Annotated in this window: 29 protein-coding genes; 27 read left to right on the forward strand and 2 right to left on the reverse strand. The window is 50.4% G+C overall.

What is annotated here, in order from left to right:
• Positions 1-20 precede the first annotated feature (20 nt).
• Genes pta through FC43_RS07615 form a run of 3 tightly spaced genes read left to right on the forward strand, consistent with a single transcriptional unit; the run spans position 21 to position 1957 of the window.
• A complete protein-coding gene (gene pta / locus FC43_RS07605; RefSeq protein ID WP_056955251.1) occupies positions 21-995 on the forward strand; it encodes a phosphate acetyltransferase in 975 nt (324 codons plus the stop codon).
• A 10-nt stretch (positions 996-1005) separates the two neighbouring features.
• Entirely contained in the window at positions 1006-1464 is a 459-nt protein-coding gene (tsaE, locus tag FC43_RS07610) for a tRNA (adenosine(37)-N6)-threonylcarbamoyltransferase complex ATPase subunit type 1 TsaE (RefSeq protein ID WP_082611487.1), read from the forward strand.
• Positions 1457-1957, forward strand: coding sequence for a GNAT family N-acetyltransferase (locus tag FC43_RS07615; RefSeq protein ID WP_019206060.1), 501 nt, complete (start codon positions 1457-1459; stop codon positions 1955-1957). The genes tsaE and FC43_RS07615 overlap by 8 nt, the downstream gene beginning before the upstream one ends.
• Before the next feature lie 46 nt (positions 1958-2003).
• Here FC43_RS07615 and FC43_RS07620 read toward each other — a convergent pair whose 3' ends face one another.
• Positions 2004-2540 carry a 3'-5' exonuclease gene (locus FC43_RS07620; RefSeq protein WP_056955252.1) on the reverse strand — a complete coding sequence of 179 codons (537 nt, stop codon included), beginning with the start codon at positions 2538-2540 and terminating at the stop codon, positions 2004-2006.
• Positions 2541-2686: 146 nt separating this feature from the next.
• On the opposite strand from FC43_RS07620, the gene murB reads away from it, so the two are divergent.
• From murB to glmS, 5 genes are all read left to right on the forward strand, one after another.
• Positions 2687-3586 (forward strand): UDP-N-acetylmuramate dehydrogenase, encoded by a 900-nt coding sequence (gene murB, locus FC43_RS07625; RefSeq protein ID WP_056955253.1) that lies wholly within the window; start codon positions 2687-2689, stop codon positions 3584-3586.
• A 66-nt stretch (positions 3587-3652) separates the two neighbouring features.
• A complete protein-coding gene (gene cdaA / locus FC43_RS07630) occupies positions 3653-4483 on the forward strand; it encodes a diadenylate cyclase CdaA (protein ID WP_056955254.1) in 831 nt (276 codons plus the stop codon).
• Positions 4480-5349 carry a CdaR family protein gene (locus tag FC43_RS07635; RefSeq protein ID WP_056955255.1) on the forward strand — a complete coding sequence of 290 codons (870 nt, stop codon included), beginning with the start codon at positions 4480-4482 and terminating at the stop codon, positions 5347-5349. The genes cdaA and FC43_RS07635 overlap by 4 nt, the downstream gene beginning before the upstream one ends.
• A gap of 52 nt (positions 5350-5401) precedes the next feature.
• The gene (glmM, locus tag FC43_RS07640; protein ID WP_056955256.1) at positions 5402-6751 is read left to right on the forward strand and encodes a phosphoglucosamine mutase; all 1350 of its coding nucleotides are present in this window, start codon (positions 5402-5404) and stop codon (positions 6749-6751) included.
• Between the two features lie 213 nt (positions 6752-6964).
• Positions 6965-8785, forward strand: coding sequence for a glutamine--fructose-6-phosphate transaminase (isomerizing) (gene glmS, locus FC43_RS07645; protein ID WP_056955257.1), 1821 nt, complete (start codon positions 6965-6967; stop codon positions 8783-8785).
• Between the two features lie 161 nt (positions 8786-8946).
• On the opposite strand, the gene FC43_RS07650 is transcribed toward glmS, so the two are convergent.
• The gene (locus tag FC43_RS07650; protein ID WP_056955258.1) at positions 8947-9933 is read right to left on the reverse strand and encodes an aldo/keto reductase; all 987 of its coding nucleotides are present in this window, start codon (positions 9931-9933) and stop codon (positions 8947-8949) included.
• A 211-nt stretch (positions 9934-10144) separates the two neighbouring features.
• Here FC43_RS07650 and FC43_RS07655 point away from each other — a divergent pair, with 211 nt between their 5' ends.
• The 19 genes from FC43_RS07655 (at position 10145) to rplR (ending at position 19564) form a co-directional block, all read left to right on the forward strand.
• Positions 10145-11182, forward strand: a complete 1038-nt coding sequence (locus FC43_RS07655; protein ID WP_056955259.1) for a DUF5692 family protein — start codon at positions 10145-10147, stop codon at positions 11180-11182.
• Between the two features lie 333 nt (positions 11183-11515).
• On the forward strand, positions 11516-11824 hold the full coding sequence (rpsJ, locus tag FC43_RS07660) for a 30S ribosomal protein S10 (RefSeq protein ID WP_019206050.1): 309 nt from the start codon (positions 11516-11518) through the stop codon (positions 11822-11824).
• A 56-nt stretch (positions 11825-11880) separates the two neighbouring features.
• The gene (gene rplC / locus FC43_RS07665) at positions 11881-12543 is read left to right on the forward strand and encodes a 50S ribosomal protein L3 (RefSeq protein WP_019206049.1); all 663 of its coding nucleotides are present in this window, start codon (positions 11881-11883) and stop codon (positions 12541-12543) included.
• Between the two features lie 19 nt (positions 12544-12562).
• On the forward strand, positions 12563-13186 hold the full coding sequence (gene rplD, locus FC43_RS07670) for a 50S ribosomal protein L4 (RefSeq protein WP_019206048.1): 624 nt from the start codon (positions 12563-12565) through the stop codon (positions 13184-13186).
• On the forward strand, positions 13186-13479 hold the full coding sequence (gene rplW / locus FC43_RS07675) for a 50S ribosomal protein L23 (RefSeq protein WP_019206047.1): 294 nt from the start codon (positions 13186-13188) through the stop codon (positions 13477-13479). The genes rplD and rplW overlap by 1 nt, the downstream gene beginning before the upstream one ends.
• A 26-nt stretch (positions 13480-13505) precedes the next feature.
• Positions 13506-14351 (forward strand): 50S ribosomal protein L2, encoded by an 846-nt coding sequence (rplB, locus tag FC43_RS07680; RefSeq protein ID WP_019206046.1) that lies wholly within the window; start codon positions 13506-13508, stop codon positions 14349-14351.
• Between the two features lie 31 nt (positions 14352-14382).
• Complete coding sequence (rpsS, locus tag FC43_RS07685; protein ID WP_019206045.1) at positions 14383-14667, forward strand: 30S ribosomal protein S19; 285 nt, start codon at positions 14383-14385, stop codon at positions 14665-14667.
• Positions 14668-14682: 15 nt separating this feature from the next.
• Positions 14683-15030 carry a 50S ribosomal protein L22 gene (gene rplV, locus FC43_RS07690; protein ID WP_019206044.1) on the forward strand — a complete coding sequence of 116 codons (348 nt, stop codon included), beginning with the start codon at positions 14683-14685 and terminating at the stop codon, positions 15028-15030.
• A gap of 12 nt (positions 15031-15042) precedes the next feature.
• Positions 15043-15690 carry a 30S ribosomal protein S3 gene (gene rpsC, locus FC43_RS07695; protein ID WP_019206043.1) on the forward strand — a complete coding sequence of 216 codons (648 nt, stop codon included), beginning with the start codon at positions 15043-15045 and terminating at the stop codon, positions 15688-15690.
• 3 nt (positions 15691-15693) lie between these two features.
• Entirely contained in the window at positions 15694-16128 is a 435-nt protein-coding gene (gene rplP / locus FC43_RS07700) for a 50S ribosomal protein L16 (protein ID WP_019206042.1), read from the forward strand.
• Entirely contained in the window at positions 16118-16324 is a 207-nt protein-coding gene (gene rpmC, locus FC43_RS07705; protein WP_019206041.1) for a 50S ribosomal protein L29, read from the forward strand. Before rplP ends, rpmC begins: the two co-directional genes overlap by 11 nt.
• A gap of 24 nt (positions 16325-16348) precedes the next feature.
• Positions 16349-16615, forward strand: a complete 267-nt coding sequence (gene rpsQ / locus FC43_RS07710) for a 30S ribosomal protein S17 (protein WP_019206040.1) — start codon at positions 16349-16351, stop codon at positions 16613-16615.
• A gap of 58 nt (positions 16616-16673) precedes the next feature.
• Positions 16674-17042 carry a 50S ribosomal protein L14 gene (gene rplN, locus FC43_RS07715; RefSeq protein WP_019206039.1) on the forward strand — a complete coding sequence of 123 codons (369 nt, stop codon included), beginning with the start codon at positions 16674-16676 and terminating at the stop codon, positions 17040-17042.
• Between the two features lie 31 nt (positions 17043-17073).
• Complete coding sequence (rplX, locus tag FC43_RS07720) at positions 17074-17382, forward strand: 50S ribosomal protein L24 (RefSeq protein WP_019206038.1); 309 nt, start codon at positions 17074-17076, stop codon at positions 17380-17382.
• A 29-nt stretch (positions 17383-17411) separates the two neighbouring features.
• Positions 17412-17954: a 50S ribosomal protein L5 gene (gene rplE, locus FC43_RS07725; RefSeq protein ID WP_056955260.1), complete on the forward strand. Its 543-nt coding sequence runs from the start codon at positions 17412-17414 to the stop codon at positions 17952-17954.
• 15 nt (positions 17955-17969) lie between these two features.
• Positions 17970-18155 carry a type Z 30S ribosomal protein S14 gene (locus FC43_RS10900; protein WP_081583803.1) on the forward strand — a complete coding sequence of 62 codons (186 nt, stop codon included), beginning with the start codon at positions 17970-17972 and terminating at the stop codon, positions 18153-18155.
• A gap of 32 nt (positions 18156-18187) precedes the next feature.
• Positions 18188-18586: a 30S ribosomal protein S8 gene (gene rpsH, locus FC43_RS07730; protein WP_019206036.1), complete on the forward strand. Its 399-nt coding sequence runs from the start codon at positions 18188-18190 to the stop codon at positions 18584-18586.
• Positions 18587-18614: 28 nt separating this feature from the next.
• Positions 18615-19151: a 50S ribosomal protein L6 gene (gene rplF, locus FC43_RS07735; RefSeq protein WP_019206035.1), complete on the forward strand. Its 537-nt coding sequence runs from the start codon at positions 18615-18617 to the stop codon at positions 19149-19151.
• 47 nt (positions 19152-19198) lie between these two features.
• Positions 19199-19564 carry a 50S ribosomal protein L18 gene (gene rplR / locus FC43_RS07740; protein ID WP_040469739.1) on the forward strand — a complete coding sequence of 122 codons (366 nt, stop codon included), beginning with the start codon at positions 19199-19201 and terminating at the stop codon, positions 19562-19564.
• Positions 19565-19570: the final 6 nt, after the last annotated feature.

The raw sequence follows: 19570 nt of genomic DNA on the forward strand, positions 1-19570 counted from the left end.
GAAGAAAAGGAGTCTTTGCAATGGATATTTTTGAAAAGTTAGCACAAGATTTAAAGGGCCAAGGCCGGCGGATCGTTTTCCCGGAAGGTAGTGACAAGCGGATTATGGGGGCGGCCGTGCGGCTGAAGGCCGATGGAGTCGTGGACCCGGTCTTATTGGGGAGCCAAGCTGAGCTGAAGCAAGTGGCCAGTGAAAACAACTTTGATTTAAGCGGGATTGAAATCTTGGATCCCGCGACCTACCCGGCGGCTGACAAGCAAGCCATGCATGATGCCCTGTTGGAACGGCGCAAGGGGAAGAACACGCCGGAAGAAGTTGACCAAATGTTGACCGACGTTTCGTACTTTGGGACGATGCTCGTTTACTTAGGCAAAGTTGACGGGATGGTCTCAGGGGCGGTTCACTCAACGGGGGCCACGGTACGCCCGGCCTTACAAATTATTAAGACCAAGCCCGGCCAAAAGCGGATTTCGGGGGCCTTTATCATGCAAAAGGGTGAAGAACGCTACATCTTTGCCGACTGTGCCATCAACATCGAATTGGATGCGGAAACGATGGCGGCGGTGGCCTTACAAAGTGCGGAAACGGCGGAACTCTTCGGCTTAGACCCGAAGGTAGCGATGCTGTCCTTCTCGACCAAGGGATCAGCCAAGGGTGAGATGGTAACCAAGGTCGCCGAAGCCACGAAGCTCGTGCAAGCCCAAGCCCCAACCTTAGCGGTGGACGGGGAATTACAATTTGATGCGGCCTTTGTTCCGGAAGTGGGGGCCCTCAAGGCGCCTGGTTCCAAGGTTGCCGGTCACGCCAACGTCTTTGTCTTCCCAAGTCTGGAAGCGGGGAACATTGGTTACAAGATTGCCCAACGGTTTGGTGGTTTTGAAGCCGTGGGCCCAATTTTGCAAGGGTTAAACGCCCCAATTGCCGACCTTTCCCGGGGCACGAGTGAAGAAGACGTCTACAAGGTCGCTTTGATTACGGCGGCCCAGGTTAAGTAGGGTGACGGGCGTGAAGATCGCATTAGCAAATCGGGAAGCAACCATGGCCTTGGGTCGCCGTTTGGCCCCGCTGTTGCAAGCTGGGGACGTTTTGGTCTTAAATGGTGACCTGGGGGCGGGCAAAACAACCTTTACGAAGGGGTTGGCCGCCGGGCTGGGGATCCAACAGATGATCAAGAGTCCGACCTTTACCATCATTCGTGAGTACCAAGGCGGCCGCTTGCCGCTTTACCACATGGACGTTTACCGCTTGGAAGCGGGCGGTGGCCAGGACTTGGGCTTAGAAGAGTACTTTGATGGGGATGGAATCAGCGTGGTTGAGTGGGCCCAATTTGTGGCCGATGAATTGCCAACCGAATACTTATCCCTGACCTTTACCCGGACTGCGACGGAAAATGAGCGGCGGTTAACGGTGGTTCCCCATGGCACGCGCCTGACCCACGTGGTGGAGGAATGGCTCCATGGCTGAAGCAGAAATCACGATGCGCCTGGCACAACGCGCGGATGCGGCGGCCTTATTGGCCTTTTTGCAAGGCGTTGCTCCGGAAAGTGACGCAATTTTGCTGCCCGGCTTGGACCGCGTCACGGTCGCTGAAGAAGCGGTGCGGCTAAGTGCGGTGGCAGATCGCGACGATTGTTTGATTTTATTGGCCTGCTTGGGGCCAGAAATCGTCGGGGTGTTAACCATCATGAATCTAGCCGCCACGCCAGGGGTCGGTGAAATGGGGCTGGTAATTGCCAAACGATACTGGCACCAAGGGATTGGCCGCTTGCTGATGGAAGAAGGTCAGTACTGGTTTGAAAATTACAGTACCTTGGACCAATTGATGTTGACGGTGTTTGATCATAATATCTGGGGGAAAAAGCTGTACCAAGATATTGGCTTTCAGACGGTCGGGACCCTGCTGGAACCGGCGGCCGATGGGCAGGTCAAGCCGGCCACCAAGATGGTTTATCCTTAAAAAAGAGTAGCGCTGGGAGGGGCGGCCTTCCAGCGCTACTCTTGTTTTAGTGAACCGGCTTGATAAAGGGGGTTAATTTTTTGGGGCCAAATTGCCGCGCCTGGGTTAATAAAATATTGGCACAGGCTTGGGCATCATCTAAGGCGTTATGATGATGGTGCAATTCGATTTGCAAGGCATCGGCCACCGTATTGAGCTTGTGGTTGGTCAGCTCTGGATACAGGGCCTGGCTGGTCCGCAATGTATCCAAGGTCAGGTATTGCGCCGGAGCCAGGTTATAATGGGCCAACGTGTTCTTTAAGACACTGTTATCAAAGCTGGCGTTGTGGGCAACGACTAGTTTTTCCGGGGTAAAAAAGGAGTGGATGTGTTCCCACACCGCGGGAAAAGTCGGCGCATTGGCCACGTCCTGTTCATGGATGCCGTGGATTTGCACGTTCCGCCAGAAAAAAGGCGTTTGCGGGTTGATCAAGGTATAGAATTGATCCGTAATTTGACTGTCCCGGACCACGGTTAGGGCCAAGGAACAGGCACTGAACCGCTTGCCGGACGCGGTTTCAAAATCAATGGCGATAAAATTCATGTGGGCGCCTCCGTTTTTATTGCGTTAATTTAATAATAAAGCATCGGTGCCGACCAGTGCAAACCGGATGCAATGGTATATAATGAAACGGTTAAACTTATCCTGCCCTGTGCGGGTAGTGACAGACAGAAAGGAATTAATGAGACATGACTTATCAATTAACGGCAGACACTTTTGCGGGCTTGACCTTATTGGCCAATGAACCGTTGGCCAAGTACACGCACACCAAGACGGGGGGCCCGGCGGACTGGCTGGTGTTCCCGGAAACAGTGGCCCAAGTGCAAGCAATTGTGACTTATGTCCATGACCACCAGATTCCATTAACGGTGTTGGGCAACGCCAGCAACTTAATCGTCAAGGACGGCGGGATTGCTGGGTTGGTCATGATTTTAACCAAGATGAAGCACATTGAAGTTCATGATACGATCGTCACGGCCCAAGCCGGGGCGGCTTACATTGATACGACGATCGTGGCGCGGGACCATCATTTGAGTGGCCTGGAATTTGCGGCCGGGATTCCCGGCAGTGTCGGGGGCGCCATCTTTATGAATGCCGGGGCGTATGGCGGCGAAACCAAGCACGTGGTGAAGTCAGCCACGGTCCTGACTCCGGCCGGCGAAATCAAGACCCTGTCCAACCAAGAACTGGACTTTGGCTACCGGCACAGTGCGGTGCAAGACGACAACTTGGTCGTCTTGGCGGCTGATTTCCAACTGACGCCGGGGGACTTTGACCAGATCAAGGCCGAAATGGACGACCTGAATGCGCGGCGCGCGGCCAAGCAACCGTTGGAATTGCCTTCATGTGGGAGTGTCTTTAAGCGCCCGACGGGTTACTTTGCTGGAAAATTGATTCATGATGCCGGCTTGCAAGGTTACACGGTGGGGGGCGCGCAAGTCTCCACCAAGCACGCGGGCTTTATTGTCAACATTGGGAACGGGACGGCCACGGATTACTTAGCGGTGATTCGGCATGTGCAAGCGACCGTGAAGGCCAAGTTTGGCGTGGACTTGGAAACGGAAGTCCGGATTATCGGTCGTGATTAGCCCAGTTTGGCCCGGCCAATAAAAGTGCTATAATGGGGCAGACAATTAAGCAGGGAGGAATGTGGAATGGATTGGATTGCGACACTCCTCACGTGGCGAAACTTAATCAGCCTGATTGATATTTTAGTGATTTGGCTGGTCATCTATGAATTGATGGTGCTGTTGAAGGGGACCCGCGCGGTGCAACTCTTCAAAGGGATTTTGATTATTATCGTCATCAAGTTGATTTCGTGGTACGTGGGCTTATCAACGGTGTCGTGGGTAATGGACCAAGTGATCAACTGGGGGGTAATTGCGATGGTAATTATCTTCCAGCCCGAAATTCGGCGGGGGCTGGAGCACCTGGGGCGGGGCACGATGTTGACGCGCAACCGGGTCGCCAACCAAGCTGAAGAAGAAATGATCAAGCAATTGGATCAAGCGATTCAGTACATGTCCAAGCGGCGGATTGGGGCGTTGATTGCGATTCAAATGGAGACCGGCTTAGAGGAATACATTGAGACCGGGATTCCCCTGGATGCCGAAATCACCGGGGCCCTGCTGATCAATACCTTTATTCCGAATACGCCGTTGCATGACGGGGCCGTGATCATCAAAAACAATCGGGTGGCCGTGGCGGCGGCCTACCTACCGCTTTCGGACAGTAAACTGATTCCTAAGGAGCTCGGGACGCGTCACCGGGCGGCCGTGGGAATTTCCGAAGTGACGGATGCGTTGACGATTGTAATCTCCGAAGAGACCGGGGAAGTTTCTCTGACCAAGGATAATGAGTTGTTGCGCAACATGTCCCAAAAGAATTATTTGAAGTTTTTGCGGGCGCAATTATATAAAGAAGAGGCTGGCAACCGCAATTTATTGACGGATTTGTTGACGCGCATCAAGGGGGTTGGCAAGTGAAACAGCAAGAAAAGGGCTTTTTTAACAGCACCTGGTTTTACCGCATTATTTCCTTGATTTTGGCCTTAGTGCTGTTTATGTACGTCAATGGCAGCAAGGATGGCTTTTTGCGGCAAACAACACGGGATGGCAATACGACGGCGTTAATGTCTAATAAGACCGTCACGATGAAGATGCCGTTGGATTTGACGGTTGACAGTCAGCGTTACGTGGTTTCGGGGTATCCCCAATACGTGAAGGTCAAAATCAGTGGGCCAGCTGCGTTGGTGACGACGACGACCAATACCCAAAACTTTAAGGTGTACGCCAACCTGCGGGAGCTGGGCAGTGGCAAGCATACCGTGAAATTGAAGACTTCGGGCTTAAACGCCGAGCTGCGCGCCACGATTAATCCGACAACGATCGATGTGAACATTCAACCGCGCACGACGACGGTCAAACCAGTCGAGGTGCGCTTGAGTGCCAAGACGGTGAATGGCAACTATCGGGTTGGCACTCCCAAGGCCGCTTTGAATACCGTGCAAGTCACCGGGGCCAAAAGCGAGGTTAAACGGGTGGTCAAGGTGATTGCCATGGTGAATGTGCCTAAGGATGCTACCAGTGATTTGCATCGCCAGGTGACCTTGCAGGCGATTGACCGCCGCGGGCGGACGGTTAACGTGGTCGTCATGCCAAGTACCCTGAACGTGACGGTCCCGATTGACGCGGGCAAGGCGGCCAGTGAAACCAGCACCAGCAGCCAGGCGGCCAGTGAGACCTCGGCGTCGGCCAGTTCGGCGGCCGACCCAGCCGCGGCTGATCAGACCCAAACCAGTAAGGCGCAGACTAGTTCGAGCGTTAAAGCCAGCAGCAACAGTGAAGAATAATTAAATTGCCCCGCCGGTCGTTTGGCGGGGGCTGAATTGGAGGAAATTCGTAATGAAGTTAAAATATTTTGGGACCGACGGGGTTCGCGGGGTTGCAAACCAAGAATTAAGTCCGGAATTGGCCTTTCGGGTGGGGCGTGCCGGGGGGTACGTCCTGACGCGGCACTCTGATCGAAAACGGCCCCAGGTCTTAGTCTCGCGGGATACCCGGGTTTCGGGGGAGATGTTGGAAAGTGCCCTGATTGCTGGACTTTTGTCGGTTGGAATTGAAGTCTTGCGCTTAGGGGTGGTGACGACCCCGGGGGTAGCTTATTTGGTCCGGGCCCAAGAAGCGGATGCTGGGGTGATGATTACGGCCTCGCACAACCCGATTGAATATAACGGGATCAAGTACTTTGGGAGTGACGGTTTCAAACTTTCTGATGAATTAGAATACGAAATTGAACAGCTCTTGGATGCGCCCACCGATGAACTGCCCCGTCCCGCCGCGGCCGGGTTGGGGGTCGTGGATGATTATAAAGAAGGCGCCTTAAAGTATACGTCCTTCTTGGAACAAACGATTGCTACGGATCTGACCGGGTTAAAGGTGGTCGTTGATGCGGCAAATGGGGCAACGAGCGGCTTTATTGCCAATTTATTTGCTGACCTAAATGTTGACTTGATTCCGATTCATGATCAACCAGATGGTTTGAATACGAACTTAGATTGTGGTTCAACGCACCCGGCCAGCTTACAAGCCGCCGTGGTTGAACACCAAGCTGATCTGGGGATTGCCTTTGATGGGGATGGCGACCGGTGTATTGCCGTTGACCACGAAGGCAAGCTGGTTGATGGTGACAAGATCATGTACATTTGCGGCAAGAACATGGAAGAAAACGGCCGCTTAAAGCAAGATACGGTCGTTACAACGGTCATGAGCAACTTGGGGATGTACAAGGCACTGGAAGCGCACGGCATGAAGAGCGTCAAGACCAAGGTGGGGGATCGCTACGTGGTCGAAGAAATGCTCAAGCACGGCTACAACCTCGGGGGCGAACAATCCGGTCACATTATCTTCTTGGATCACAATACGACGGGGGATGGGATGCTAACGGCCTTGCAATTGCTGCAAGTGGTTAAGTCCACGGGGCGGACGCTCAAGGACTTAGCGGCCGAGGTGACCACTTATCCGCAAGAATTGGTCAACATCACGGTCGCGGATAAGGAAGCGGCAATGACCAATCCCCAATTGCAAGCGATTATCGCCGAAGTGGAAACGGAAATGAACGGTGACGGCCGGATTTTGGTGCGGCCAAGCGGGACGGAACCGCTCTTGCGGATCATGGCCGAAGCGCCAACCAAGGAATTGGTGCACGACTACGTCAGCCGGATTGCGGCGGTCGCTGAAGCTGAATTTAAATAAAACCATCCGATGTGGCGGGAAAGGCAGTGGCCTTCCCGCTTTTTTCGTGGGCAAGCGCCTAGACCACCTGACCATTCATCGCTAGACCAATTAGAGGGAGAATATTTGACAAGCGTTAATAAACCCACTAATATACTAAGAGTTAGTGGATTAAATTAAACAAATTGGTTTGGAGCACTGATCTATACCAATAGAAAAGGATGGAAAAGCATTATGTGTGGAATTGTTGGGGTTACGGGGACTGATAAGTCAGTCGCCATCCTGATTGATGGTTTAAAGCGCTTGGAATACCGGGGGTATGATTCCGCTGGGATTTACGTTAACGATCAAGCAGGACATGATTTTTTGATTAAGCGCGCGGGGCGGATTGCCAACTTGGAAGGGGCCTTAACGCCTGAAGTACAAGGCTTAGCCGGAATTGGGCATACCCGGTGGGCCACCCACGGGGAACCGAACCAAGCCAATGCGCACCCGCAATACTCGGCGGACCAACGCTTCTACTTGGTTCACAACGGGGTGATTGAAAACTACAAGGATCTTAAAGCAGAATACTTAAGTGATGTTCAATTTAAGAGCCAAACTGACACCGAAGTCATTGTCCAATTGGTAGACAAGTTTGTGACCGCCTACGAAATGGATACCAAGGCGGCCCTGTTAAAGGTTTTGCGTTTGATCTCGCGGGATTCTTCGTACGCGTTTGCCCTGATGGACCGCGAACAACCAGATACCTTGTACGTGGCCAAGAATAAGAGTCCGCTCTTGGTCGGGATTGGCCAAGGTTACAACATGGTGGGGTCCGATGCGATTTCGATGTTGAAGCAAACTAATGAATTCATGGAAATCGAAGACCATGAATTGGTCATCGTCAAGCCTGATCACGTGACGATTGAAAGTTTCACGAATGAAGAAAAGCACCGGGATACCTTTACGGTCGACATGGATCCGGATGCGGCCGACAAGGGCGCTTACCCCTTCTACATGCTCAAGGAAATTGATGAACAACCAGCGGTAATGCGGCGCCTGGTTCAAGAATACCTGGGGGCGGATGGCCAACCTCAAATCAATACCGAACTGTTGGCCCAAATGAAGGCTGCCGACCACCTCTACATTATTGGGGCGGGGACCAGCTACCACGCTGGCTTGATTGGGGCCCGCTTGTTTGAACGGTTGGCACAAGTCCCAACGACGGTTCACATTTCATCCGAATTTGCTTATGAACAACCTCTGTTGAGTGATAACCCCTTTTTTATTTTCCTTTCCCAAAGTGGGGAAACGGCGGACAGCCGGGAAGTGCTGGTGCACGTCAACGAAAATCATTGGCCAAGCCTGACGATTACCAATGTTGATAAGTCGACCCTGTCCCGGGAAGCTACCCACACCCTCTTGTTGTACGCGGGGCCAGAAATTGCCGTGGCCTCCACCAAGGCCTACACGGCCCAAGTGGCGGTCCAAGCGATCTTAGCCAAGGCCTTAGGTGAATTTGTGGGTAATCAAGCGGCCCAAAGCTTTGATATCAAGGATGAATTGGCCAAGGTTGCCAATGGGATGCAAGCCTTGGTTGACAGCAAGGAAGAGATTGAAGCAATTGCGGCCAATGCACTGGCTAAGCCACGCAATGCCTTTTACATTGGGCGGGGGATTGACTGGGCGGTTTCCCTGGAAGCGGCGCTGAAGTTAAAGGAAATCTCCTACGTGCAAGCAGAAGGCTTTGCCTCGGGCGAATTAAAGCACGGGACGATTGCTTTGATTGAAAAGGACACGCCGGTGGTCGGGATTATCACCCAGGACCGTACGGCCGGCTTGACCCGGAGCAACTTAGAAGAAACGGCGGCCCGGGGGGCCAATGTCTTAACGATCGCTGCGCGCCACTTAGCCAAGGAAGACGATGCGATCATCTTGCCGGATGTTGATCCAATGATTGCCCCGCTCTTAAGTGTCGTACCAGCGCAACTGTTGGCCTACTACACCAGCTTGGGTAAGGGCTTGGATGTTGATAAGCCGCGGAACTTAGCGAAGAGTGTGACGGTGCAATAATTTATTGATCTGATCGCATAGAAAACAACCTAAGAAACTATCTTTTCGGCTAAATCTTAGCAAGTAGCAACAAAAAAAGCGCTAGAAATCAACGTTTTCAGTAACGTGGTTTCTAGCGCTTTTGAATTTTTAAGACTTTTTTCCCAACTTCTTTTTGTGTGTTAATCGGGATCCTGAAGCGACTTGCCCGCCCGGGTGGCCTGGAAGCCCTTGAAGGCGGCAGTAATCGTCTGGTACTCGGCGTCGCTTAAGGCAACGTTCATTGCTTGGGCGTTGGCCTCGACTTGCTGAGCTCGTTTGGCCCCGGGAATCACGGCGCTGATCAATGGGTTTTGCAAGTACCAAGCCAAGATGACCTGGGTGACGGTGGCGTTGTGGGCCGCGGCAATTGGCCGGACTTGCTCCACTGCCGCTAAAATCTGGCTGAAGCGGGGCTCCTTAAAGTCAGCAATCTGGCTGCGAATGTCATCGGCCGGAAATTCCACCAGGTGATCATACTTCCCGGTCAGCAAACCAGACGCCAGGGGGAAGTATGGCACGAAGCTGATCTGGTGGTCATGCAAGTAATCGAGCAGACCATCAGTCAGGTGGTCTTGGTGCAAGAGGCTAAACTCGTCTTCTACCACGTCGACATAACCATCGGCGTTGGCGGCTTTAATTTGGGCCAAACTGAAGTTGGAGACCCCGATCGCCCGGATTTTTCCTTGCTCTTTTAAGCGTTGCAAAGCCCCCACGGCTTCGGCTTTGGGGGTGTCATGATCAGGGAAGTGAATATAGTAGATATCCAAGTAATCAGTTTGCAGTCGCCGTAAGCTGGCTTCAACTTGGGCGGTCAAAAAGGCGGGGTCATTATTGATGACTTCTTCACCGCTGGAGAAATCATGCGCCCCTTTGGTAGCGATCACCAAGTCTGGGCGGTGATGATGTTGGATGACTTCGCCAATCAATTCTTCGGAGTGCCCTAAGCCATAAACATAGGCAGTATCTAATAAATTAATCCCATTGGCGATGGCCGCGTCGACCAGTTGCTTACCGGCGTGGTCGTCAAGGGCGTGAAAAAGATTATGCCCCCCGACCGCATTGGTTCCCAGGCCGAGCGGATTAGCGACCACTTCTGATTTACCAAATGTAACAGGTTTAATCCTCATTGCGTACACCTTCCTTTGAAATCGGTTGCAAAAGTTGGTTTTATTATACCGCGCTTGGCGGGTGGTTCAAAGTCTATCCCGATTTGAAATTAAAATTCTAATCTGTTCTGCTTGAGGACGAATGTAGCCGATTAGAGCGCGCGTCGCAAATTAACGTTTGTTATAATATAAGTATAAAGAAAACGCTTACAAACGGGGAGGGGTGAGTAAAATGTTATTCCAAGTGTATGGCGATGGGGCCCTGTGGCAATTTTGTGGTTGGTTGATGGTCTTTGTTGGTTTGGTACTAGCCAATGAAATTGCGCGGCGCTCAAAGGCTGGGGGGATTTTCTTCTTCCTGGTGTTGCCAGCCATTCTTTCGGTTTATTTTATTACGATTTATGTTTGTGCCGCCCAGGGGCAAAGTTGGGCTTTGCACAACCAAACCTATGTGCATATGAACAGTTGGTTCCACTATGCTAAACTGTACGCAGCCACGGCCGGTTGTATCGGATTTATGATGTTAAAGTACGATTGGTGGTTGGGCAAAGCGCATTGGTTTAAGTGCTTCCCGTTTGTCATCGTGGCGATCAACATCTTAATTGCCGTTGGGAGTGACTTCCAATCTGCCATCACTGGCTTGATGCACTTGGCACACGGCCAATCGCAATGGTGGCTGTCCTCTGAAGGCGTCTGGCTCTATGGCGGCTGGTGGAACATCGTCAATGGTCTGGCGGGAATTTTAAACATCTTCTGTATGACTGGTTGGTGGGCGATTTATTCTTCCAAGAATCAACAAGATATGTTGTGGCCTGATATGACCTGGCTGTTTATCTTAGCTTATGATCTGTGGAACTTTGAGTACACGTACGCCAACTTGCCAACCCACGCTTGGTACTGTGGGGTTGCCCTGTTGCTGGCGCCAACCTTTGCCGCGGCGTTTTGGAACAAGGGGGGCTGGATTCAAAACCGGGCCTTTACTTTATCGATTTGGTGTATGTTTGCTCAAGTCTTCCCGCTGTTCCAAGATACCGGGAAATTTGCCGTTTTGCCCGTCCTGTACCGCGATGGCGTGATGAATGCGGCGGTGCACCCAGGGGCGGCAGATCCGGTGGCGATGGGTGTGATTGCGATCATTGCCTTGGCAGTCAACGTGATCGTCTTGGGGATCATCATTAAACGGGCTAAGCAATTGGGGATCAACCCATACACGCACGAAGTCTTTGTGGGCACCAAGGACTACGATGAAGCCTATGCGCGTTCTCTTTAGTTGCAATAGTGAAGTGCATATAATATGTAGAAGTTTGCTTTAAGCAGGGCTTGGTTAGCCGGTTGGCCAACCGGGGCCTGCTTTTTTGTGCGGTTAAGTGACACGAAACCGGTTTTTTACTTTTTTGACGAAAAAACCTTGATCTCCCGCGCCCTTTCTAGTATTATAGAAAAAGTGCTGAACGACCGGGGCGAGAAAGCCACTCCCCCAACGGTTTAGCTGGTCAAGCAATGAAGTGGAAGGTTGCGACACACCCGGTTGCTTTGCCACAGGATGTGGCGGTAATTTCCACGGAGCTAGTCAAATTTCAAATCTGACGAAGGAGGGAATACAATGGCAAAACAAAAGATTCGTATTCGTTTAAAGGCTTACGAACACCGCGTTTTGGATGAATCAGCTGACAAGATTGTTGAAACTGCAAAGCGGACTGGTGCTCAAATTTCAGGTCCTATCCCGCTTCCTACTGAACGGACTCTCTACACGGTTATCCGTTCACCACACAAGTTCAAGAAGTCTCGGGAACAATTTGAAATGCGGACCCACAAGCGGTTGATCGACATTATCGACCCAACGCCAAAGACGGTTGATGCTTTGATGAAGCTCGACTTGCCAAGTGGTGTTGACATTGAAATCAAGCTTTAATTTTAAACGTAACTACATTAAATAAACTAAAATCAAATTAAATTGGAGGTGTACTCATGACCAAGGGAATCTTAGGTAAAAAGGTCGGCATGACTCAAGTCTTCACTGACAACGGTGAATTGGTTCCAGTTACTGTTATTGATGTAACGCCAAACGTTGTTCTGCAAGTCAAGACGGTTGAAAACGACGGTTACAACGCCGTTCAACTTGGTTTCGATGACAAGCGCGAAATCTTGAGCAACAAGGCCGAACAAGGTCATGTAGCAAAAGCTAACACGAATCCTAAGCGCTTCATCGGTGAAATCCGCGACGCAGAATTAGGAGACGACATCAAAGTTGGTGACGAAATCAAGGCGGACGTATTCGCAGAAGGCGAAACGGTCGACGTTACGGGTGTCACTAAGGGTCATGGTTACCAAGGTAACATTCACAAAGATGGTCAACGGCGTGGGCCTATGGCACACGGTTCCCGTTACCACCGGCGTCCTGGTTCCTTGGGTGCGATCATCAACCACGTCTTCAAGGGTAAGAAGTTGCCAGGTCGGATGGGTAACAACACTCGGACGATGCAACACTTGAAGGTTGTTAAGGTTGACTTGGAAAACAACGTTCTGTTGATCAAGGGGAACGTACCAGGCGCAAACAAGTCCTACGTAACGATTAAGAACTCGGTTAAGGCAAACACGAAGAAGAGCCTTAGCAAGCAACACAACAACTAAGAAAGGAGGAAGTTAAGATATGACTAGCGTTGCATTATACAACCAAGACGGTAGCCAAAACGGTACTGTTGAATTAAACGATGCGATCTTCGCGGTTGAAGTTAACCAAAACGCAGAATACGAAGCTATTCTTCGCCAACGCGCTTCGTTGCGCCAAGGGACTCACGCCGTTAAGAACCGCTCTGCCGTTCGCGGTGGTGGTAAGAAGCCATGGCGGCAAAAGGGGACTGGTCGGGCTCGGCAAGGTTCCATTCGCGCCCCACAATTCCGTGGTGGTGGGATCGTCTTTGGCCCAACCCCTCGTTCCTACAACTACCGGCTGCCACGCAAGGTTCGCCAACTGGCTATCAAGTCTGCTTTGACGGAAAAGGTAGCTGCTAACAGCTTTGTAGTTGTTGATGGGTTGAACTTTGACGCACCAAAGACGAAGGAATTCGCCGGTGTATTAAACAACTTAAACGTCAACGAAAAGACGCTGATCGTTGTAACTGACGATGACAAGTTTGCAGCTCTGTCTGCACGGAACTTGGCTAACGTGACGGTGGTTACTCCAGCCGGGGTTAACATCTTGAACGTTGTCGATGCTCAAAAGATCGTCATCACTAAGTCAGCTCTTTCTCAAGTAGAGGAGGTGCTCGCATAATGGAAGCACGCGACATCATTTTACGTCCTGTAATTACGGAAGCATCAACTGCTGCCATGGACGCTAAGCGCTACACTTTCGACGTTGACTTACGAGCAACCAAGACGCAAGTTAAGAATGCGGTCGAAGAAATCTTCGATGTAAAGGTTGTGAAGGTTAACATCATGAACGTTAAGGGCAAGCAAAAGCGCCAAGGCCGGTTTGTCGGCTACACGAAGCGCCGTCGCAAGGCCATCGTTACGCTGTCCGCTGATTCCAACGAAATCAAGTTGTTCAGCGATGACAACGAATAATTTTTAAAGGTTAGGAGGAAAACACAGTGGGAATTCGTAAGTACAAAGGGACCACTAATGGTCGCCGGAATATGAACGGATACGACTTCGCTGAAATCACGAAGACGACTCCGGAAAAGTCATTACTGGCACCATTAAAGCACACTGCTGGTCGTAACAACTACGGTCACATGACTGTTCGTCACCGTGGTGGTGGGACGAAGCGTCAATACCGGATCATCGACTTCAAGCGGATCAAGGATGATGTTCCAGCAACGGTTAAGGCAATCGAATACGATCCAAACCGGACTGCTAACATCGCATTGATCGTCTACGCTGACGGGATCAAGTCCTACATCTTGGCACCAAAGGGGCTTAAGGTTGGGATGACGGTTCAATCCGGTCCAGAAGCCGACATCAAGGTTGGTAACACGCTGCCACTGAAGAACATCCCAGTTGGGACTGTTATTCACAACATTGAATTGAAGCCAGGCAAGGGTGGTCAATTAACCCGGGCCGCTGGGACTTCTGCTCAACTGTTGGGTAAGGAAGAAAAGTACGTATTGGTTCGCCTCTCATCTGGTGAAGTTCGGATGATCCTGGCTGCTTGCCGGGCAACGATCGGGGCAATGGGGAACGACGAACACGCCCTCTTGATCAAGGGGAAGGCCGGTCGGTCACGTTACGCTGGTCAACGGCCACACGTTCGTGGTTCTGTAATGAACCCTAACGACCACCCACACGGTGGTGGGGAAGGTAAGGCACCAGTTGGTTTACCATCACCACTGTCTCCATGGGGTAAGAAGACTGTTGGTAAGAAGACTCGTTCACACAAGGCTCGTTCCAACAAGTTCATCGTTCGTGGTCGCAAGCGTGGTCCACACACTCGTTAATATCTAAACTTACCCGAGAGGAGGTACAAAAATGGCTCGTAGTTTGAAAAAGGGACCGTTCGCTGATGCTCACCTGTTAAAGAAGGTTGAAGCACAAGCTGACAGTGAAAAGAAGACGGTCATCAAGACCTGGTCACGTCGCTCTACCATTTACCCAAGCTTCATTGGTTTAACCTTTGCAGTTTATGATGGTCGCAAGCACGTCCCAGTGTACGTACAAGAAGACATGGTCGGTCACAAGCTTGGTGAATTTGTGCCAACGCGGACTTTCCATGGTCATGCATCTGACGACAAGAAGACTGGTAAGAAGAAGTAAGGAGGGAATTGAGAAATGGCTGAAAACGTTACTTCAGCTAAGGCAACTGCCAAGATGGTTCGGATCTCTGCCCGCAAGGTACGCCTTGTCTTGGACACGATTCGCAACAAGACGGTTGCTGAAGCCTTTGCTATTCTGAAGTTCACTCCAAACGGTGCTGCTTCAGACGTCGAAAAAGTATTAAAATCTGCTGTTGCAAACGCTGAAAACAACTTTGACCTGGATCGGGCTTCATTGGTTGTTAGCGAAGCCTTTGCCAACGAAGGACCAACCTTAAAGCGGTTCCGTCCTCGTGCCAAGGGTTCTGCTTCACCAATCAACAAGCGGACCAGTCACATCACAGTGGTTGTTACAGAAAAATAGGAGGAATGAATAGTGGGTCAAAAGATTAATCCTAATGGTTTCCGTGTTGGGGTCATTCGTCCATGGACTGCTAAGTGGTATGCAGACAAGAACTACGCTGCTTACTTGAACGAAGACCTCCGGATCCGTCAATACATCGAAAAGCGACTTGCTGATGCCTCTGTGTCAACCATCGAAATTGAACGGGCTGCTAACCGCGTCAACGTTTCAATTCACACTGCACGGCCAGGGATGGTCATCGGTAAGGGTGGTTCAGAAGTTGAAGCACTTCGCTTGGAACTGAACAAGTTAACTGGCAAGCGGGTTCACATCAACGTAATCGAAATCAAGAAGCCTGACTTAGATGCTCACTTGGTTGGGGTTAACGTTGCTGAACAACTTGAAAACCGGATCGCCTTCCGGCGGGCAATGCGCGGTGCTATCCAACGCGCTATGCGGGCCGGTGCTAAGGGGATCAAGATCCAAGTTGCTGGGCGTTTGAACGGGGCAGATATGTCACGGATCGAATCCTACTCTGAAGGGACGGTTCCGCTGCACACCCTGCGTGCCGACATCGACTACTCCTGGGATGAAGCCCGGACCACTTACGGTCAACTCGGGATCAAGACCTGGATCTACCGCGGTGAAGTTCTGCCAGAAAAGAAGAATGGAGGGAAGTAAGACATGTTAGTACCAAAGCGTGTAAAGCACCGTAAGGTTCAACGTGGCCACATGCGTGGTGAAGCTAAGGGTGGCAAGACCGTTAGCTTTGGTGAATTTGGTCTGCAAGCGTTGGATTCCCACTGGATTTCTAACCGTCAGATCGAAGCTGCTCGTATTGCAATGACCCGTCACATGAAGCGTGGTGGTAAGGTTTGGATCAAGATCTTCCCACACCTTTCATACACTAGCAAGGGTGTTGGTGTCCGGATGGGTAATGGTAAGGGTGCTCCCGAAGGTTGGGTTGCCCCAGTTAAGCGCGGTAAGGTTATGTTTGAAGTTGCCGGGGTGCCTGAAGAAGTTGCCCGCGAAGCCCTTCGCCTTGCCGGTCAAAAGCTGCCAGTTCGCACTAAGATTTTAAAGCGTGAGGAAGTAGGTGGACAATCTAATGAAGACTAAAGATTTTGTACAAGAACTGAATGGATTAACCACTGAGCAATTGCTGAACCGGGAAAAGGAATTGAAGGAACAATTGTTTAACTTACGTTTCCAATTAGCAACCGGCCAGTTGGAAAACACTGCAAGCCTTAAGAGCGTTCGCAAGGATATTGCACGGGTTAAGACGGTTCTTCGCCAACAAGAATTAAACAAATAAGAATACGAAAAGGAGGATTAGCGCATGAGTGACGAACGTAATGCACGTAAGGTGTACCAAGGTCGTGTCGTTTCTGACAAGATGGACAAGACGATTACTGTCGTAATTGACACTTACAAGAGTGCTCCAATTTACGGCAAGCGGGTTAAGTACTCCAAGAAGTTCTACGCCCACGATGAAAACAACGAAGCTCACGTAGGTGACACCGTTCAAATTATGGAAACGCGGCCATTGTCCGCAAAGAAGCGTTTCCGTCTTGTTAAGGTTGTTGAAAAGGCCGTTATCCTGTAAACCTTAACCACATTCGTATTCTTAATTCTTACTTAGAGATGGAAGGAGGACATTAACCGTGATTCAACAAGAAAGTCGGTTGAAGGTCGCTGATAACTCTGGTGCCCGCGAAATCTTGGTTATCAAGATTTTGGGTGGTTCTCGGGTTAAGACCGGTAATATTGGTGATATTATTGTTGCTACTGTAAAACAAGCAACACCAGGTGGCGTTGTCAAAAAGGGTGACGTTGTAAAGGCAGTTGTCGTACGGACTAAGCACGGTCTGCACCGGAAGGATGGTTCTTACATCAAGTTTGATGAAAACGCAGCTGTTTTGATCAACAACGACAAGAGCCCAAAGGGTACCCGTATTTTTGGCCCAATCGCTCGTGAGTTACGTGATGACGACTACATGAAGATCGTCTCACTGGCCCCAGAAGTTCTGTAAGATTACCGAAAATAAGGAGGTGCACTACCACATGTTTTTAAAGACAGGTGACAAGGTTCGCGTCATCACCGGTAAGGATAAGGGCAAGGAAGGCACGATCAAGAAGACCTTGGCAAAGGAAAACCGCGTGATCGTTGAAGGTGTTAACATGATTAAGAAGCACCAAAAGCCAACCAGCATGAACCCTAACGGCGGCATCGTGGACACCGAAGCTCCAATTCAAGCTTCAAACGTGATGTTGATTGACCCATCCACCAACGAACCAACTCGGGTTGGCTTCCAAGTGGTTGATGGCAAGAAGGTTCGGATTGCCAAGAAGTCAGGCAAGCAAATTGACTAATTTTTCTGGGAAGGAGGAATAACTAGATTATGGAAAACCGTTTAAAGGCTAAGTACGAAAATGAAGTTCGCCCAAGCCTGATCGAAAAGTTTAACTACTCTTCTGTAATGGCTACCCCAAAGATTGACAAGATTGTCTTGAACATGGGGGTTGGTGACGCTACGCAAAACTCCAAGAACTTGGACGAAGCTGTCGAAGAATTAGGTCTGATCTCAGGTCAAAAGCCATTAATTACGAAGGCAAAGAAGTCTATCGCCGGCTTCCGTCTGCGTGAAGGGATGCAAATTGGTGCCAAGGTTACCTTGCGTGGTGAACGCATGTATGACTTCTTGGACAAGCTGATCAACGTTTCATTGCCTCGGGTGCGTGACTTCCGTGGGGTTTCCAACAAGTCCTTCGATGGTCGCGGTAACTACACTTTAGGGGTTCGGGAACAACTGATCTTCCCAGAAATTGATTACGATAACGTTAAGCGGGTTCGCGGGCTGGATATCGTCATTGTTACGACTGCTAACAGCGACGAAGAAGGTCACGAATTATTGGCACAATTAGGTATGCCATTCGCTAAGTAAAAGGAGGTTCCACAATTGGCTAAAAAATCAATGATCGCTAAGTGCAACCGTCCAGCCAAGTTCTCAACGCAAGAATACACGCGTTGCGAACGTTGTGGCCGTCCGCACTCAGTTTACCGTAAATTCCACTTATGCCGGATTTGCTTACGTGAACTTGCCCATGATGGTCAAATTCCTGGGATGAAGAAGGCTAGTTGGTAAACAAATCAACGACAAAAGGAGGAAAAAACACGATGTCTATGAGTGATCCAATTGCAGATTTCTTAACTCGTATTCGGAACGCCAACTTGGCACACCACGAATCAGTTGAAGCACCTGCATCAAAGATGAAGAAGGACATCGCCGAAATCTTGAAGCAAGAAGGCTTCATTCGCGATGTTGAATACGTAGATGACAACAAGCAAGGCATCATCCGTGTCTTCTTGAAGTACGGCAAGGACGGCGAACGGGTTATCTCTGGTTTGAAGCGGATTTCCAAGCCAGGGCTGCGTTCTTACGTCAAGGCTGATGCTGTGCCAAAGGTCTTGAATGGTTTAGGGATTGCCATTATCTCAACGTCCAACGGCGTTGTGACTGACAAGGTTGCCCGGGCCAAGAAGGTCGGTGGCGAAGTCATCGCTTACGTATGGTAATCAAATTTAACGGTTAGGAGGTGTAGAAATGAGTCGTATTGGTTACAAAGAAATTGACCTGCCAGAAAACGTAGAAGTTACTCAAGCCGGTGACGTGGTTACGGTTAAGGGTCCTAAGGGTACGCTTTCCCGTGAAATTTCACCATTGATTAAGATGAGCGTTGAAGGCAACGTGGTGAAGTTTGAACGTTCCGCTGAAGACAACAAGACGCGCGCCCTGCACGGGACGACGCGGGCAAACGTCAACAACATGGTTGAAGGGGTTACGAACGGCTTCAAGAAGACCATGAAGTTAGTCGGGGTTGGTTACCGGGCCCAATTCAAGGGTGACAAGCTGATCTTGACGGTTGGTTACTCCAACCCGGTTGAAATGGACAAGCCAGCGGATCTGGACGTTAAGGTTCCTGACAACACCACGATCGAAATCAGCGGGATCGACAAGCAAGCCGTTGGGGACTTCGCTGCTGAAGTCCGGGCCGTTCGGTCACCAGAACCTTACAAGGGTAAGGGTATTCGCTACGAAAACGAACACATCTCCCTTAAGGAAGGTAAGACTGGTAAGTAATCGTTACTTGCTAGCAAGTTAACTAATCATAAAATAAATTTATAGAGGTGAAAATTGTGATTTCTAAGCCAGATAAGAACAAGATCCGTCAACGTCGCCACAAGCGCGTTCGCGGGAAGATCTCTGGTACTGCAGAGCGCCCACGTTTAAGTGTTTACCGTTCCAACAAAAACATTTACGCTCAATTGATTGATGACGTAAAGGGTGTGACGCTCGCAAGTGCCTCAACTTTGGACAGTGAAGTAAGTGGCAAGACCAAGTCTGAACAAGCTGCCGGCGTTGGTGCTTTGATTGCCAAGCGCGGGGTTGAAAAGAACATTTCCGTTGTTGTTTTCGACCGGGGTGGCTACCTGTACCACGGTCGGGTACAAGCCTTGGCTGAAGCTGCTCGCGAAAACGGTCTGCAATTCTAAGAAAAG

The sequence above is a fragment of the Limosilactobacillus ingluviei DSM 15946 genome, assembly GCF_001435775.1.
In the GTDB taxonomy this organism is placed as follows: Bacteria; Bacillota; Bacilli; order Lactobacillales; family Lactobacillaceae; genus Limosilactobacillus; species Limosilactobacillus ingluviei.